The sequence below is a fragment of the Pseudomonas sp. GM84 genome (assembly GCF_000282535.1).
In the GTDB taxonomy this organism is placed as follows: Bacteria; Pseudomonadota; Gammaproteobacteria; order Pseudomonadales; family Pseudomonadaceae; genus Aquipseudomonas.
In genome coordinates this window covers 1-15,514 of sequence record NZ_AKJC01000157.1, presented here as the reverse complement: position 1 = coordinate 15,514, position 15,514 = coordinate 1, and the positions used below count along the sequence as shown (strand labels likewise).

Here is a 15,514-nt window from a genome sequence, read left to right as displayed (position 1 = left end):
CAACCATGGCCTATCAGACATAGGCACGTTGCAACAAATGTAGGAGCGAGCTTGCTCGCGATGCGCCGCGCGGGCGGCGCTCGATCTCACAGGCGCTGAAGAGGTTGTGACAAGCACCAAGCGGTCTAGCGCTGCAATACCGCCAAACCCATTACCGCCCCTGCAGCAGCTCAGCCGCCTGATCAAACACCACCAAAGGCTCCGCCGCCTTGTGAATATCCGCCGACAGCAGCTGCCGGAACCGCCGCGCCCCCGGGAACCCTTGCCCAAGCCCAAGAATATGCCGAGTAACGTGATGCATCGCCCCACCACTTTCCATATGCGCCACGATATACGGCCGCAACTGCGCCATCGCCTCACTGCGGCTGACCACCGCCGCATCGCTGGCAAACAGCTGCTGATCCACCTCAGCCAGCAGGTAAGGGTTGTGGTACGCCTCGCGCCCCAGCATCACCCCATCGAACGTCTCAAGATGCGCCTGGCACTCCGCCAAGGTCTTGATCCCGCCGTTCAGCACGATCTCCAGGTCCGGGAAGTCGGCCTTCAACTGCGCCGCCACGTCATAGCGCAGCGGCGGAACCTCACGGTTCTCCTTGGGCGACAGCCCCTCGAGAATCGCGATCCGCGCATGCACGGTAAAGCTGCGGCAGCCCGCCTCACGCACCTGGCCGACGAAGTCGCACAGCTCGGCATAGCTGTCGCGGCCATTGATGCCGATGCGGTGCTTGACCGTCACCGGCGTCGACACCGCATCACGCATGGCCTTCACGCAATCGGCCACCAGCGCCGGGTGCGCCATCAGGCAGGCGCCGATCATGTTGTTCTGCACCCGGTCGCTCGGGCAGCCGACGTTGAGGTTGACCTCGTCGTAGCCCGCCTCTTCGGCCAGGCGCGCGCAGGCGGCCAGGTCGGCCGGCACGCTGCCGCCCAGTTGCAGGGCCAGCGGGTGCTCGGACACGTCGTGGCGCAGGAAACGGTGGGCGTCGTTGTGCAGCAGGGCGCCGGTGGTGACCATTTCGGTGTAGAGCAGGGTGTGCTTGGAGAGCAGGCGCAGGAAGAACCTGCAGTGCCTGTCGGTCCAGTCCATCATGGGGGCAACGCTGAAGCGGCGGGATGGCTCAGGGCGCGTGGTTTGTGGTTTACAGGCTGTATCTAGGGACATTCTGGTCTACGCATGTTTGTACCATTTACCGGGGTTTTGAGGCGTTTTTGGTGTGACAGTCATTACCGCCATTCACGCCTGTGTCACCGAAAATCATGGCAATGGTCAGAGCAAAGGAAGAGGCCGTTGGTACGGTCATCAATACCGTCCATATCCGCCTCAAGAAAAAGGTGCCTTAGTCTACCAAGAAGACCAGATGTTCGCCTGAAAGCAGGTGGCTCAAGCCTGGGCGAAGCGACGAGAGACTGAGTTGGTTTACACAGTGCGATCGCAAGGTTTCCCAGCGTCGACCAGTGCAGTGGATCCGGCTTCAACTCGCGTGGTACGACTGCGATGCCAAGGTTGCCAACGGCCCGTTGCTAGTCACCCATCGCGTCAAAGGCCAGAGCGCGAACGGTAACCTGCTCACGATCACAATCAGTCGCAGTACCAATGCCATGGAGAAGCGTAGGGAGCTCTATAAACGTGCATTTGAGGTTAGTGCCAAAGCTGCCAGTTTCGCCAACTCAAGCCTGCTGCTTGGCTCGGCATCGTCTTCCAGCATCCAGGTTGCCGACAACCCTGTCCATGCGAGCACCCATTGCAACAACCTTCGGCGATCAATCCCGGAAGCATCTGCGATGAGTGCTATCCGACGTGCGAAGTATTCCGGTGCCAGCGCGCTTGCGTCGTCGGGATTGCAGAGAATATTGGCATAATCAAAGCCACGCTCGCCGTATAGCCCCTTGGGATCAATGGCAAGCCATCCAGCCTGGCCGAAATCAAGCACATTACCGTGATGGATATCGCCGTGAAGTACTGTGACATCGCATGGAGCAGCCAAAAGCTCGCGTGCAGCCCTCGCACAGTGTTCGAGAATTCCGCCATGAGTAGCTGCCGCACCCCATAGCGATTCGAACCACTGGGCGAGTGGAACCAACTTAGGAATGGGGTTGGGGCGTGGTGTATGAAGACGGGCTACTACTGCACAGAGGATGCGAGTGGCTTCGTCATCCCGGCCACTATTGACCATCTGGATGAGCGTGGCCGAGCCTTGCGCGCGCTTCATCAGTAAAGCTTCACCCTCGTGGGCTAGTACGGGCGCCGCACCATCGCCCTCCCACCAAGCCATGAGCTGGTTGCCCGCTTGCTCCTCCTGCACCTTTGAGACTTTAAGCATGGCGAGTACATTGCCCTGGCGAACGGGGAGTAGATTGCCATTCAGAGAGACGAATGCGTCACCGTCGATCGTCAGCGCCCATCGTTTCAGGTATTGATTGAATATGGATTCATTCAATATCGCGCTCTCCATAACATTTTCATTTGCACTCGGTAGGTGCAGAAAATGTCCTGCATTTTAGGTTTTTCTGCATCAATGCATTCTGAAGCGTTACGCCCCGGCGGATCGGAAATCCTCGCCGCACGACATGAAAACCGTGCAGTTCAAAGAACGTTTCAGCCGTCTTGCTGACGTCTGAAGTAAGTTCATCGATGCCAAGTAGCCTGGCTTCTTCATGGATACGGTTCATGAGTAAAGTGCCTATTCCTTGCCGAGGATGAGTACCCGACACAAAGAAATGGTCGATGTAACCGTTCGGTTGAATGTCGGCATAGCCCACAATTTTCCCGTCTACCTCAGCCACGAACGGGCGGAGGTTTCGAAGGTGCTCCGCCCATAGCGTTTGATCAAGATCAGCAGGAGCCCAGGCCTCGACTTGATCGTGAGCGTAATCGCGTGACGCGATTTCATGAATGGCAGAGTAAAAGACGTCGAACAGGGCAGTCTCATCCCCGATTCTGAAGCGTCGAATCTCCATGGTTTTCTCACAAGGCGTTCGCAAAAAAGAAGAGTCTGTCATACCTGATAAAGATCGGGAATGAACGACCTAAACTTCCATAGGCACAACTGGATGCCTGGTTTTGGTCGTTCGCTACCGCGCGGTCGTTCAAGGATGGGGTAGTGGTGGCTTTCTCCCTGTGGGTCGGCGCAAGCATTTGCACCGTCCCCATTCGGATTGATCGCACAGGGCGCTAGTTCACCCACTGCGCCCAGTGTTCACCCGCAAACAATCGGGGAAGCAAGAACCCCGATCAGATCGCCCGCTGATTAACCCGCGCAGATAACTGCTCAGCACTCTCCTTACGCTCCGAATACCGATCCACCAGGTAATCCTGGCGATCGCGCAGCAACAGGGTGAACTTCACCAACTCCTCCATCACATCAACCACCCGGTCGTAGTACGCCGAAGGCTTCATCCGTCCAGCATCGTCGAACTCCATATAGGCCTTGGGCACCGATGACTGGTTAGGAATGGTGAACATACGCATCCATCGCCCCAGCACACGCAGCTGGTTGACCACGTTGAACGACTGCGACCCACCGCACACCTGCATCACCGCCAGCGTCTTGCCTTGAGTGGGCCGTACTGCGCCGAGTGCCAGCGGTATCCAGTCGATCTGTGCCTTGAACACGGCCGACAGCGCGCCATGGCGCTCCGGCGAACACCAGACCTGGCCTTCGGACCACTGCACCAAATCACGCAGCTCCTGCACCTTGGGATGTTCGACAGGCACATCGTCAGGCAAGGGCAGGCCGGAAGGGTCGAAGATGCGCGCCTCGGCACCGAAGTGTTCCAGCAGGCGCGCGGCTTCTTCCACCAGCAAGCGGCTGAAGGAGCGTTCGCGGGTCGATCCGTAGAGCAGCAGGATACGGGGCTTGTGGTCGCTGTTGCGCGTCGCGGCGGGCGGCGTGTCGAAAAGCGAAAGGTCGAGGTTGGGCAGTTGTTCTGACATGGTTTTCCTCCTGCTCAGAGCGCGCCGATCCGGTCCAGCTCGCGCTTGAGTTGGTCACGGTCGAGTGCGTCGAAAGGCAGTGCAAAGAAGGCTTGGAAGCGTTTTTCGATATGGGCGAGGGTGGCGCTGAAGGCGGCGTCGATCGAGGCTTCATCACCCGTCACATCGGACGGATCCTCCAGCCCCCAGTGGGCTTTCAGCGCGGGGCCGAAGTACACCGGGCAGGTTTCGCCAGCGGCCTTGTCACAGACGGTGATGACGATATCGGGCGGGTTGCCCTCGAAGGCATCGTTACCCTTGCTGCTGAGGCCTTCGGTGGCGATGCCGGCCTGTCGCAGGGTAGTGAGGCTGCGCGGCAGCACTTGGCCCTTGGGGAAGCTGCCGGCGCTGATCGCCTCGAACCCAGGTGCTGCCATGTGGTTGAACATGGCTTCGGAAAGGATGCTGCGGCAGCTGTTGGCCGTGCACATGAACAGGACTCGCATGGAAGGCTCCTCGCTTCAGGGCGGATTTCAGAGGCTCAGGCGCAGTGCCAGGGCCGAAAGTGTGATCAGCAGAACGGGCAGGGTCAGGAAAATGCCGACCTTGAAGTAGTACCCCCACGTGATACGCACGCCTTTGCGTTCCAGTACGTGCAGCCAGAGCAGGGTGGCAAGGCTGCCGATGGGGGTGATCTTGGGGCCCAGGTCGCAGCCGATGACATTGGCGTAGATCATCGCCTCACGTACCAGGCCGTCTGCGCCGCTCGCCTGGATCGACAAGGCGCCGATCAGCACGCTGGGCATGTTGTTCATCACCGACGACAGCAGTGCCGAAAGCAGGCCGGTGCCCAGGGCGGCGCTCCACAAGCCGTGCTCGGCCAGTCGGTCGAGCAACTGCGTGAGGAAATCCGTGAGCCCGGCGTTCTTCAGGCCGTACACCACCAGGTACATGCCGAGGGAAAAGATCACGACTTGCCAGGGGGCTTCGCGCAGGACGCGGCGGGTAGAGATCTTGTGGCCGCGGGCTGCGACCGCAAAGAGGATGGCGGCACATACGCCAGCCACTGCGCTGATCGGGATGCCCAGCGGCTCCAGCGCAAACAGGCCGACCAGCAGCAACAGCAGGGTCCACCACCCCACGACAAAAGTGGCGCGGTCACGGATGACGGCATTGGGTTCCTGCAGCGCTTCAACGGCGTAGCGCCTTGGCAGGTCGCGACGGAAAAACAGGAACAGCACCAGCAAGGTCGCTGCCACGCTGGCCAGGTTTACCGGGACCATCACCGAGGCGTACTCAGCGAACCCCAGCCCGAAGTAGTCGGCCGAGACGATGTTTACCAGGTTGGAAACCACCAGTGGCAAGCTCGCCGTGTCGGCGATGAAGCCTGCTGCCATGACGAACGCCAGCGTCGCAGCCGGTGAAAATCGCAACGCGACCAGCATCGACATGACGATGGGCGTAAGAATCAGCGCCGCACCATCGTTGGCGAACAGCGCCGAGACGGCGGCGCCCAGCAGCACGCAGAAGGCGAACAGTCGGTAGCCACTGCCTTTTGCCCAACGGGCCACGTGCAGCGCGGCCCATTCGAAGAAACCGGCCTCATCCAGCAACAGGCTGATGATGATGACCGCGATGAAGGTCGCCGTGGCATTCCAGACAATGGCCCAGACGGTTGGGATGTCTTGCAGGGACACTGTGCCCACGGCCAGCGCGATGATTGCGCCCAACGCGGCGCTCCAGCCGACGCCAAGGCCCTTGGGTTGCCAGATGACCAGAATCAGTGTGAAGACGAAGACAGCGACAGCAATCAGCATGGGAAACTCGTTCGATGGGTCAGCAACAGGCGGCGGCGCGTACCGGGCGGTCGTCCATGTTCTGCAAGCGTGAGGCGTTTTCTTGCAGCCATTGGGCATTGGCCTGCAAGGTCACCTGGAGCATCTCGTGCACCCAGGCGGGCAGTTCCGGGTTGAGGCGGTAGTAGACCCACTGCCCCTGACGGCGATCGAGCAGCAGGCCGCTGCTACGCAGTTGCGCCAGATGGCGGCTGATCTTCGGCTGGCTGTCGTCCAGGGCGCACATCAGCTCACAGACGCACAGCTCGCCCAAGCGGACGATGAGCAGCGTGGCACGGGCACGGGTCTCGTCGGACAAGCATTTGAAGACCTCGGGAGGGGTAATCATGGCAGGGCCTTTTACATATGGATAATCGAATATACGGATTTCCATATGTAAAGAGCAAGGCGTTTGTGACGCGCGGTGGGGCAGGGTGCCCATGCTAACCTGATGGCACTTCACGCCCAGGCTCGAACGCCCATGTCCATTGCCGACAATCTGATTGCCTTTACCCTCGCGGCCACGTTGTTGACCCTGACGCCAGGCCTCGATACCGCGCTGATCTTGCGCACCTCGACCGTCGAGGGCCGCAAGCAGGGGCTGCGCGCCGCACTGGGCATCAATGCCGGTTGCCTGCTCTGGGGCGCTGCGGTTGCCTTCGGCCTGGGTGCGTTGATAGCGGTGTCGCAGCTGGCCTACGACATCCTCAAGTACTGCGGCGCTGCCTATCTGGCATGGCTGGGGATGAACATGCTGGTACGGCCCCGGCAATCACTGGGCGCCGTTGCAGCGCAGGGGCGACCGGAAGCCAACTGGTTCCTGAAAGGGATGCTGGGTAACTTGCTGAACCCGAAAGTCGGTATTTTCTACGTCTCTTTCCTGCCCCAGTTCATCCCGCAAGGCCAGCCGCTGGTGGCCTGGACGTTCGGCCTGGTCGGTATCCACGTGGCCCTGGGGTTGCTCTGGTCGATGGTCCTGATCGGCGCAACGCAGTCGCTTGCGGGTGTGTTGCGCCGGGAAAAGGTCATCCAGTGGATGGACCGTGCGACAGGCCTGGTGTTTGTCCTGTTTGCCGCACGGCTGGCACTGAGCAGGCGATAACGGCTCAGTTCTTGATAGCGGCGGTTTCCTGCACCCGCTCGTTCTTGTCCATCGGCAACTTGTCGAATTCGACCAACTTGCCATACGGATTACCGATCCACCGCGGCGCAACCACGAACTGCGAGCTCACCAGGCTTTTCGCCGGCTCGTAGCGATCATAGCTCAACCCGGCCAGGTCCGACAGCGTGTGAATCAGGTGCGAACTGCTGTAGGGCCGGTTGACCATGGCCTGCAGATCACGCGGGTGAGCCGCCTGCCAGCTCGGGGAGGTCCACACCATGAACGGGATGGTGTACATCGGCCGGGTCGGCGCACCTTCGTTACGGCCCAGGCGGTCATGGTTGCCGGAGCTGTAGACATCCTCGCCATGGTCCGACAGGAACATCAGGAAGCCATTGGGCGTGCTGGCCGCATAGCGCTTGATCAGGCTCGACACCACGTAGTCGTTGTAGCGCACGGCATTGTCATAGAAGTTGTAGGTCTCTGCCTGGCTGTCGCTCAGCGCGGCCGGCACACCCTGACGGTCGGTGAAGTGCGCGTAGTCATTCGGATAGCGATAGCGGTAGTCCATGTGCGTGCCAAGCAGATGGATGATGATGAACTTGTTCTTCGCCGGGTCCTGCAGGGCCTTTTCGAAGGGCGCGAGCACCACGTCGTCATACTGACGGGCGTTCTGGCTGCGCTGGTTGTTCAGGTACACCGGCTCGTCCGTCTGCTGCGAGAAGTTGGTGAGCATGGTGTTGCGCTTGGTCATGGTCTGCTGGTTGGTGATCCAGAAGGTCTTGTAGCCAGCCTGCTTCATCAGGTTGATCAGCGACGGGTCGGTGAGGAAGCGGTCGGGGTTCTGCTGGTCGCCGAAGGTGAGGATCTGCTGCATGACCTCGATGGTGTAGGGGCGCGGCGAAACCACGTTGCGGAACACGGTCAGGCTCTTGTCGCTGGCGGCCAGGGCGTCGAGGTTGGGTGTGGTGTCGCGGTTGTAGCCGTACAGGTGCATATGCTCGCGGGTGGTCGACTCGCCGAGGACGAGCACCAGGGTGCGGGGCGCGTCACCGCTGCTGTCCTGCAACTGCTGCAGGGGCGGCAGGGCGGCGTTCTGGGCCAGCAAGGCCTGCATGTTGTCCAGCTGCTGGCGGTACTGCTTGTAGCCGACCAGCAGCTGCCAGGGCACCGCCGGCTCCATGCGTTGCTGGACCTTGTCCAAGGCATCGGCGAAGTTGCGTTCCTGCTTGACCATCTGCTTGTAGAACGGGAACACCAGGGTGGCGGCCAGCAACAGCACGACCACCGGCAGGCGGCTGCGCAGGGGCAGGGTGACCGGGCGCACGCGTTTCCACAGCAGCACGGCGCCCACGGTGTACAGCAGCAACCCCAGCATCAGCCAGATATTGAAGTACTGGCTGAAGTACTCACCTGCTTCGGCGGTGTTCGATTCGAACATCACGAAGATCACGCTTTGCGAGAACTCCTGGCGATAGATACCGAAGTAGCTCAGGCCCACCAGCGAGGCAGCCCACAGCACCAGGCCGATGACGGCTGCAGTGGCGCGGGTGAAGCGGGGCGCCAACAGCACCGGCACTAGCCAGAGGGTGCTGAGGAAGAGGGAGTTGCGAAACCCTGCAAAACCGGTGGTACCACTGAACAGCAGAAGCGCCTGGGTGACGCCGGAAAAGTACCAGAAGAACAGCAGGAGCCAGCCCAGGCCGGCCCAGTCCACGCGCGCTGGCGAGGATGGGGATGCGGTGTTTGACACGTTTGCCTCGTAAAACCAGTAATCCATATGGCGGCCGTCAGGATCGGGCGGCTGCCGAGAGGCAGTGACGCTAAAGGGGCAAGTGTGAAAATTACGTCAACGTGGCAAGTGAACAGTCTTAACAATTCTTTGCGAAGAGGGTGGATTTTGAGGGTTCCTACACATTAAGAATCAGATTTTCCCTCTGTTTTGTAGTCCTTTTCTGAATCAAGCTTTGGGGCATTGCGGTGGAAAACTGAGCCCCCTAGTCTCGCTGGGTCGTTGCAAATTCAACGACCGGGTCTGCAAGCCCGAACTTGGTTTGGCCTCAGTTATCGATTGCTTTGAGCAATGGTGGCTGCGTGCGGGTGGTTTTCGGACCAGCCGGGCAATAGGCCTCCAAGTCCCGGTCTTGCAGGCCCGCACGTAGCCGCCACCCTTTCATCTGCAAGTGATCTGGCGACGGTCCTGACTGATTAATTACCACGAGGCCGCCATGCTCAAGATAGTCCCCGATCCACCTTATTCCCCCGATGCCTCCCACTACCTCGAAGACACGTTGATCGAGGCTACCGAATATGTGCTCTGTGGCCTGACATTGGCCCAGCACGCGATCACCACGCTCCCCAAGTCGCCCGCCACCCTCATGACCCTCGCGGTGATGCATGAGATGGAAGCCGTACGCACGTTGCTGGAATCGGCGATTGCGCAGGTGCAGCTGAAGGGTCCCCGGCAGGTGCACACCTTGCATTGACGCACAGATGAAAAATGAGGGTTGAAAATGGACAAGGAACTCCCTGAAGAAACCGGCCGTCTCGGCTTCACCGTAGGCTCCGCCAGTTGTGTAGACGGCGTGGTCGAGGGCAAGCGCCTGTTCCGGGTCGAGCCCGGCAACTGCTGCGACCATGCAATGGAGCAGGCCTCGGTGCTGATGGACTGCTCACGGCGCGCCTCCTTCATCGGTGTGATGGACGACGAACCCGTACTGGTCTGGGCCTCGCACTATCTGTGCGAGATGGCCAAGGCACTGATGGATGATGCGCACATGGGGATGCTCAAGGCCAAGTGAAGCACCGTGCGAGCGACGTTCGACACATTGGGAAAAGTCGCGAAAGCGGCGGTTACATTGCTGTACGACGTCGCTCGGTCAAAAAACCCATAGTTTGCCCACCTAGTTCATCAATGAGTAATCCGATCATGAAAATCCTGTTGGAAGGGGATACTGGCAAGGCGCTGTGCGAGCACTGCCAGGCCGTGGTGAGCATGCACTATGCTCGCCGGGACGTACCGTTTAGTGATGGCCAGGGTGCTGCCAAGGATATTTTGGTGGGCGTCTGCAACCAGTGCGATGTCGTAATGGCCATTCCTTCGCAGTCCACATCCGCCATCCGCGAGGCGCGCAACTGAAATCCATCGAGGCGCGCTTCCCTGCCGTTTATCTGGATGCTGCCATGCATTCAGTCAGTTGTAAGGCTGGGGCGAATCTGCACAGTAGCTGCTCCAACCCTAAGGTCGGTTTCAGAATGCGCCTGGTCGCTCGCATGCAACCCTGCGGCGCCACAAGTGCCATGCTTGTGGGATGCCCATGAGCCCAGTGCGCGCAGACGCACGGCCATCGGCAAGGAGGCGACCGACAGCCACGCAACCGTGACGTGGCCGGTATGCCGCAGCAGAACACGCCGGATACCTGCCACCCACAATCATTCAGGCAGGGTCCGTGATGCCGAGGTCCGCTGTATGCCTGATGAACTGCTTCACCTGCCTGTGATCCACAGCATCCTGAGTCGCCAGAAGGACGCTCCCGGCGCTTTGTTGCCGATCCTCCACGCCATCCAGAACGCCATCGGTTTCATTCCCGATGATGCCGTGCCGGACATTGCCCATGCCCTCAACCTCAGCCTCGCCGAAGTGCGCGGGGTGATCAGCTTCTATCACGATTTCCGCACCACACCGCCCGCCCGCCACACCCTGCGCCTGTGCCGCGCCGAGTCGTGCCAGAGCCGGGGCAGCGAAGCCCTGGCCGCGCAACTGCGCGAACAGCTGGCGCTGGACGACCATGGCACCAGCGCCGACGGTGCGATCAGCCTGCGCCCGGTGTACTGCCTGGGTGCCTGCGCCTGCTCGCCGGCCCTGGAGCTGGATGGCCAGGTGCATGCGCGGCTCACGCCCGAACGCCTGCGCGCGCTGGTGAACGGTTGCCTGGAGGACGCAGCATGCTGAAGCTGTTGATTCCCTGCGACTCGGTCGCGCGTGCCGTAGGTGCCGACCAGGTCGCCGCTGCCTTGCAGCGCGAGGCCGAGCGCCGCCAGCTGCCCATCGATATCCAGCGCACCAGCTCGCGCGGCCTGTACTGGCTGGAGCCGCTGCTGGAGTGCGAGACCCCGCAAGGGCGCCAGGGCTTTGGCCCGGTGACCCCGGAAGAGGTACCGTCGCTGCTCGACGCCCTGGTCGGTGAACCCGGTGGCCATTCCCTGGCGCTGGGCCCGATCGAACAGATCCCTTACCTGAAAACCCAACAACGCCTGTTGTTCGCCCGCGCCGGCATCACCCGCCCATTGTCGCTGGAGGACTACCGCGCCCACGGTGGCTTCACCGGCCTGGAGCAGGCCGTCGCGTTGGGCGGCGCCGAAGTGGTGGCCGCCGTGCTCGACTCCGGCCTGCGCGGCCGCGGTGGCGCGGCGTTTCCGGCCGGCATCAAATGGCGCACCGTGCGTGACGCCGGGGCAGGGCAGAAGTACGTGGTGTGCAACGCCGACGAAGGCGACTCCGGCACCTTCGCCGACCGCATGCTCATGGAAGGCGACCCGTTCCTGCTGATCGAAGGCATGATCATCGCCGGCCTCGCCGTAGGGGCCGACAAGGGCTACATCTACGTGCGCTCGGAGTACCCCGATGCCATCCGCGTGCTCGACCAGGCGTTCGTCATCGCCCGCAGCGCCGGCTACCTCGGCGCCGACGTGGCCGGCAGTGGCCGGGCCTTCGACCTGGAAGTGCGGGTGGGCGCTGGTGCTTATATCTGCGGCGAGGAAACCGCGCTGCTGGAGTCGATCGAAGGCAAGCGCGGCATCGTCCGTGCCAAACCGCCGCTTCCCGCCCTGCAGGGCCTGTTCGGCCTGCCGACGCTGGTGCACAACGTGCTCACCCTGGCCTCGGTGCCGACCATCCTGGCCAAGGGCGCGGCATTCTACCGCGACTTCGGCATGGGCCGCTCGCTGGGCACCATGCCGTTCCAGCTGGCCGGCAACATCCGCCACGGCGGCCTGGTGGAGCGTGCCTTCGGCCTGACCTTGCGCGAACTGGTGGAGGGTTACGGCGGCGGTACCGCCAGCGGTCGCCCGCTCAAGGCCGCCCAGGTCGGCGGCCCGCTCGGCGCCTGGGTGCCCCCCAGCCATTTCGACACCCCGCTGGACTACGAGGCCTTCGCCGCCATGGGCGCGATGCTCGGCCATGGCGGTGTGGTGGTGGCCGACGACACCCTGAACATGGCCAGCATGGCGCGCTTCGCCCTGCAGTTCTGCGCCGAGGAGTCCTGCGGCAAATGCACCCCGTGCCGCCTTGGTTCGACTCGGGGCATGGAGGTGGTCGACCGGCTGATCGCCACCAGCGACTTCAGTGAACGCCACGATCAGGCCCTGATCCTGCGCGACCTGTGCGACACGATGCAGTACGGCTCGCTGTGCGCCATGGGCGGCATGACCGCCTATCCCGTGGCCAGCGCCCTCAAGTACTTCCCCGCCGATTTCGGCCTGACCACCCCGGAGGCCGCGCAGTGATCAATTACTTCGACCCTGAGACCGACCTGGGCACCCCTGCCCGCGAAAGCGACGTGCAGGTCAGCCTGAACATCGACGGACGCAGCATCAGCGTGCCTGCCGGCACTTCGGTGATGCGTGCTGCAGCGATGCTTGGCACCAGCATTCCCAAACTCTGCGCTACCGACAGCCTGGAGGCCTTCGGCTCATGCCGCATGTGCCTGGTCGAGATCGACGGCATGCGCGGCTACCCGGCTTCCTGCACCACGCCGGTCACCGAGGGCATGGTGGTGCGCACGCAAACCCCGCGCCTGGCCGACCTGCGGCGCAACGTCATGGAGCTGTACATCTCCGACCACCCGCTGGACTGCCTGACCTGCTCGGCCAACGGCAACTGCGAACTGCAGACCGTCGCCGGTCAGGTCGGCCTGCGCGAGGTGCGCTACGGCTACGACGGTGCCAACCACCTGGCCGAGGCAAAGGACGTGTCCAACCCGTACTTCGACTACGAGCCCAGCAAGTGCATCGTCTGCAGCCGTTGTGTGCGTGCCTGCGAAGACATCCAGGGCACGTTTGCCCTGACCATCACCGGGCGCGGCTTCGAGTCGCGGGTAGCGGCCGCGGGCGGCGAGAATTTCCTGGCCTCCGAATGCGTCTCGTGCGGCGCCTGCGTGCAGGCCTGCCCGACGGCGACCCTCACTGAAAAGAGCCTGGTCCAGCTGGGCCAGCCCGAGCGTTCGGTCATCACCACCTGCGCCTACTGCGGCGTCGGCTGCTCGTTCCGCGCCGAGATGAAGGGCGATCAGCTGGTGCGCATGGTCCCGGACAAGAACGGCGGCGCCAACCATGGCCACGCCTGCGTCAAGGGCCGCTTCGCCTGGGGCTACGCCACCCACCCGGACCGCATCACCAAACCGATGATCCGCAAAAGCCTGGATGACCCCTGGCAGGAAGTCAGCTGGGACGAGGCCGTCACCTACGCGGCCAGCGAATTCCGTCGCATCCAGCTCAAGTACGGGCGCGACTCCATCGGTGGTATCACCTCCAGCCGCTGCACCAACGAAGAAGCCTATCTGGTGCAGAAACTGGTGCGCACGGCGTTCGGCAACAACAACGTCGACACCTGCGCGCGGGTCTGCCATTCACCCACCGGCTACGGCCTCAAGCAGACCCTGGGCGAGTCGGCCGGCACCCAGAGCTTCGATTCGGTGATGCAGGCCGATGTGGTGCTGGTCATCGGCGCCAACCCCACCGACGCCCACCCGGTGTTCGGCTCGCAGCTCAAGCGCCGCTTGCGCCAGGGCGCGCGGCTGATCGTCATCGACCCGCGGCGCATCGACCTGGTCGACTCGCCCCACGCCCGCGCCGAGCTGCACCTGCAGCTGCGCCCGGGCACCAACGTGGCCATGCTCAATGCCCTGGCCCATGTGATCGTCACCGAGGGCCTGCAGGCCCAGCGCTTCATCGATGCCCGGTGCGAGACCGAGGACTTCGCCCGCTGGCGCGATTTCGTCAGCCTGCCGGACAACGCCCCGGAAGTGCTGGGGCCGGTGTGCGGCGTGCCTGCCGAGGACATTCGCGCGGCCGCCCGGCTGTACGCCACCGGTGGCAACGCGGCGATCTACTACGGCCTGGGCGTGACCGAGCACAGCCAGGGCAGCACGGCAGTGATGGGCATCGCCAACCTGGCCATGGCCACCGGCAACATCGGCCGCGAAGGGGTAGGGGTGAACCCGCTGCGCGGGCAGAACAACGTGCAGGGCTCGTGCGACATGGGCTCGTTCCCCCACGAGTTGCCCGGTTATCGGCACATTTCCAACGAAGGCGTGCGCGCCGAGTTCGAGCAGGCCTGGGGCGTGACCCTGCAGCCTGACCCTGGCCTGCGTATCCCCAACATGTTCGAGGCGGCGCTGGACGGCAGCTTCAAAGCCCTGTACTGCCAGGGCGAGGACATCGCCCAGAGCGACCCCAACACCCAGCACGTCACCGCCGCCTTGCGCGCCATGGAGTGCGTGGTGGTGCAGGACATCTTCCTCAACGAGACGGCCAAGTTCGCCCACGTGTTCCTGCCGGGCAGCTCGTTCCTGGAAAAGGACGGCACCTTCACCAACGCCGAGCGCCGCATTTCGCGGGTGCGCAAGGTCATGGAGCCGCTGGCCGGCAAGGCCGACTGGGAAGCCACCGTGGCTCTGGCCGATGCCCTGGGCTACCCGATGCACTACCGCCATCCGTCCGAGATCATGGACGAGATCGCCCGCCTGACGCCGACCTTCCACCGGGTCAGCTACGCCGAGATCGACCGCCATGGCAGCTTGCAGTGGCCGTGCAACGACGCGGCGCCCGACGGCACCCCGACCATGCATATCGACCAGTTCGTGCGCGGCAAGGGGCGCTTCATGCTCACCGGCTACGTGCCCACCGACGAGAAGGTCAACAGCCGCTACCCGCTGCTGCTGACCACCGGGCGCATCCTCAGCCAGTACAACGTCGGCGCCCAGACCCGACGCACCGGCAACGTTGCCTGGCACGATGCCGACCGGTTGGAAATCCACCCGACCGACGCCGAAAGCCGGGGTATCCGCGACGGCGACTGGGTCGGCATCGGCAGCCGCGCGGGGCAGACGGTGCTGCGTGCCAAGGTCAGTGGCCGGGTGGCGCCGGGGGTGGTGTACACCACGTTCCACTTCCCGGAATCCGGTGCCAACGTGATTACCACCGACAACTCTGACTGGGCCACCAATTGCCCTGAATACAAGGTCACGGCAGTGGAAGTGGTGAAGGTGTTCCAGCCGTCCCAGTGGCAGAAGCGTTACCAGGACTTCAGTGACGAACAGCGGCGCCTGCTCCAGGAGCGCCGTGGTGCGGAAAAAGCCGAGGTGCGCCGATGAGCAGCGACAACCTGGTCAAGATGGCCAACCAGATTGCCCATTACTTTGATAGCGAGCCGGATCATGAGCTGGCGGTGAAGGGTGTCAGGCAGCATTTGCAGAGCTTCTGGACCCCGGCGATGCGCCAGCAGCTGGGGGAGTGGGTAGCGGCCAATGCGGGGCAGGGGCTGGACCCCAAGGTAGTGGAGGCCTTGGGTTAGCGGTTGCCTGCACTGGCCCTATCGCCGGCAAGCCGGCTCCCACAGGTTCACCACAGGCCTCGAACACTGTGGGGATCCCTGTGGGAGCCGGC

Annotated in this window: 16 protein-coding genes; 8 read left to right on the top strand and 8 right to left on the bottom strand. The window is 62.7% G+C overall.

Annotation, left to right across the window (positions count from 1 at the left end; translation table 11 throughout):
• Positions 1–151 precede the first annotated feature (151 nt).
• From dusA to PMI38_RS13455, 7 genes are all read right to left on the bottom strand, one after another.
• Positions 152–1,162, bottom strand: coding sequence for a tRNA dihydrouridine(20/20a) synthase DusA (dusA, locus tag PMI38_RS13485; protein ID WP_043273612.1), 1,011 nt, complete (start codon positions 1,160–1,162; stop codon positions 152–154).
• Positions 1,163–1,619: 457 nt separating this feature from the next.
• The gene (locus PMI38_RS13480; protein ID WP_008094816.1) at positions 1,620–2,438 is read right to left on the bottom strand and encodes an aminoglycoside phosphotransferase family protein; all 819 of its coding nucleotides are present in this window, start codon (positions 2,436–2,438) and stop codon (positions 1,620–1,622) included.
• Positions 2,439–2,460: 22 nt separating this feature from the next.
• Positions 2,461–2,958, bottom strand: coding sequence for a GNAT family N-acetyltransferase (locus PMI38_RS13475; protein ID WP_043273614.1), 498 nt, complete (start codon positions 2,956–2,958; stop codon positions 2,461–2,463).
• 274 nt (positions 2,959–3,232) lie between these two features.
• On the bottom strand, positions 3,233–3,934 hold the full coding sequence (gene arsH / locus PMI38_RS13470) for an arsenical resistance protein ArsH (RefSeq protein ID WP_008094815.1): 702 nt from the start codon (positions 3,932–3,934) through the stop codon (positions 3,233–3,235).
• Between the two features lie 14 nt (positions 3,935–3,948).
• Positions 3,949–4,419, bottom strand: a complete 471-nt coding sequence (locus PMI38_RS13465) for an arsenate reductase ArsC (protein ID WP_008094814.1) — start codon at positions 4,417–4,419, stop codon at positions 3,949–3,951.
• A gap of 27 nt (positions 4,420–4,446) precedes the next feature.
• On the bottom strand, positions 4,447–5,730 hold the full coding sequence (locus PMI38_RS13460) for an arsenic transporter (protein WP_008094812.1): 1,284 nt from the start codon (positions 5,728–5,730) through the stop codon (positions 4,447–4,449).
• A 19-nt stretch (positions 5,731–5,749) separates the two neighbouring features.
• Positions 5,750–6,097: a metalloregulator ArsR/SmtB family transcription factor gene (locus tag PMI38_RS13455; RefSeq protein WP_008094810.1), complete on the bottom strand. Its 348-nt coding sequence runs from the start codon at positions 6,095–6,097 to the stop codon at positions 5,750–5,752.
• Positions 6,098–6,229: 132 nt separating this feature from the next.
• On the opposite strand from PMI38_RS13455, the gene PMI38_RS13450 reads away from it, so the two are divergent.
• Entirely contained in the window at positions 6,230–6,850 is a 621-nt protein-coding gene (locus PMI38_RS13450; RefSeq protein WP_008094808.1) for a LysE family translocator, read from the top strand.
• A 4-nt stretch (positions 6,851–6,854) separates the two neighbouring features.
• On the opposite strand, the gene PMI38_RS13445 is transcribed toward PMI38_RS13450, so the two are convergent.
• A complete protein-coding gene (locus tag PMI38_RS13445) occupies positions 6,855–8,603 on the bottom strand; it encodes a phosphoethanolamine transferase CptA (RefSeq protein ID WP_050548598.1) in 1,749 nt (582 codons plus the stop codon).
• 475 nt (positions 8,604–9,078) lie between these two features.
• Here PMI38_RS13445 and PMI38_RS13440 point away from each other — a divergent pair, with 475 nt between their 5' ends.
• The 7 genes from PMI38_RS13440 (at position 9,079) to PMI38_RS13410 (ending at position 15,422) form a co-directional block, all read left to right on the top strand.
• On the top strand, positions 9,079–9,336 hold the full coding sequence (locus tag PMI38_RS13440) for a hypothetical protein (protein WP_008094804.1): 258 nt from the start codon (positions 9,079–9,081) through the stop codon (positions 9,334–9,336).
• Between the two features lie 27 nt (positions 9,337–9,363).
• Positions 9,364–9,651, top strand: coding sequence for a DUF3077 domain-containing protein (locus tag PMI38_RS13435; protein WP_008094802.1), 288 nt, complete (start codon positions 9,364–9,366; stop codon positions 9,649–9,651).
• A 128-nt stretch (positions 9,652–9,779) separates the two neighbouring features.
• Positions 9,780–9,989 carry a hypothetical protein gene (locus tag PMI38_RS13430; RefSeq protein WP_008094801.1) on the top strand — a complete coding sequence of 70 codons (210 nt, stop codon included), beginning with the start codon at positions 9,780–9,782 and terminating at the stop codon, positions 9,987–9,989.
• A gap of 330 nt (positions 9,990–10,319) precedes the next feature.
• On the top strand, positions 10,320–10,802 hold the full coding sequence (locus PMI38_RS13425; protein ID WP_008094800.1) for a formate dehydrogenase subunit gamma: 483 nt from the start codon (positions 10,320–10,322) through the stop codon (positions 10,800–10,802).
• Entirely contained in the window at positions 10,796–12,355 is a 1,560-nt protein-coding gene (locus tag PMI38_RS13420; RefSeq protein WP_008094799.1) for a formate dehydrogenase beta subunit, read from the top strand. The genes PMI38_RS13425 and PMI38_RS13420 overlap by 7 nt, the downstream gene beginning before the upstream one ends.
• Positions 12,352–15,222: a formate dehydrogenase subunit alpha gene (gene fdhF / locus PMI38_RS13415; protein WP_008094798.1), complete on the top strand. Its 2,871-nt coding sequence runs from the start codon at positions 12,352–12,354 to the stop codon at positions 15,220–15,222. Before PMI38_RS13420 ends, fdhF begins: the two co-directional genes overlap by 4 nt.
• Positions 15,219–15,422, top strand: a complete 204-nt coding sequence (locus PMI38_RS13410; RefSeq protein WP_008094796.1) for a formate dehydrogenase subunit delta — start codon at positions 15,219–15,221, stop codon at positions 15,420–15,422. Before fdhF ends, PMI38_RS13410 begins: the two co-directional genes overlap by 4 nt.
• Positions 15,423–15,514 lie beyond the last annotated feature (92 nt).

What these genes read in the sequence shown, in the direction of transcription:
- dusA (WP_043273612.1), bottom strand. Translation starts at nt 1,162, where the DNA reads ATGTCCCTAGATACAGCCTGTAAACCACAAACCACGCGCCCTGAGCCA.
- PMI38_RS13475 (WP_043273614.1), bottom strand. Translation starts at nt 2,958, where the DNA reads ATGGAGATTCGACGCTTCAGAATCGGGGATGAGACTGCCCTGTTCGAC.
- arsH (WP_008094815.1), bottom strand. Translation starts at nt 3,934, where the DNA reads ATGTCAGAACAACTGCCCAACCTCGACCTTTCGCTTTTCGACACGCCG.
- PMI38_RS13465 (WP_008094814.1), bottom strand. Translation starts at nt 4,419, where the DNA reads ATGCGAGTCCTGTTCATGTGCACGGCCAACAGCTGCCGCAGCATCCTT.
- PMI38_RS13460 (WP_008094812.1), bottom strand. Translation starts at nt 5,730, where the DNA reads ATGCTGATTGCTGTCGCTGTCTTCGTCTTCACACTGATTCTGGTCATC.
- PMI38_RS13455 (WP_008094810.1), bottom strand. Translation starts at nt 6,097, where the DNA reads ATGATTACCCCTCCCGAGGTCTTCAAATGCTTGTCCGACGAGACCCGT.
- PMI38_RS13450 (WP_008094808.1), top strand. Translation starts at nt 6,230, where the DNA reads ATGTCCATTGCCGACAATCTGATTGCCTTTACCCTCGCGGCCACGTTG.
- PMI38_RS13440 (WP_008094804.1), top strand. Translation starts at nt 9,079, where the DNA reads ATGCTCAAGATAGTCCCCGATCCACCTTATTCCCCCGATGCCTCCCAC.
- PMI38_RS13435 (WP_008094802.1), top strand. Translation starts at nt 9,364, where the DNA reads ATGGACAAGGAACTCCCTGAAGAAACCGGCCGTCTCGGCTTCACCGTA.
- PMI38_RS13430 (WP_008094801.1), top strand. Translation starts at nt 9,780, where the DNA reads ATGAAAATCCTGTTGGAAGGGGATACTGGCAAGGCGCTGTGCGAGCAC.
- PMI38_RS13425 (WP_008094800.1), top strand. Translation starts at nt 10,320, where the DNA reads ATGCCTGATGAACTGCTTCACCTGCCTGTGATCCACAGCATCCTGAGT.
- PMI38_RS13420 (WP_008094799.1), top strand. Translation starts at nt 10,796, where the DNA reads ATGCTGAAGCTGTTGATTCCCTGCGACTCGGTCGCGCGTGCCGTAGGT.
- PMI38_RS13410 (WP_008094796.1), top strand. Translation starts at nt 15,219, where the DNA reads ATGAGCAGCGACAACCTGGTCAAGATGGCCAACCAGATTGCCCATTAC.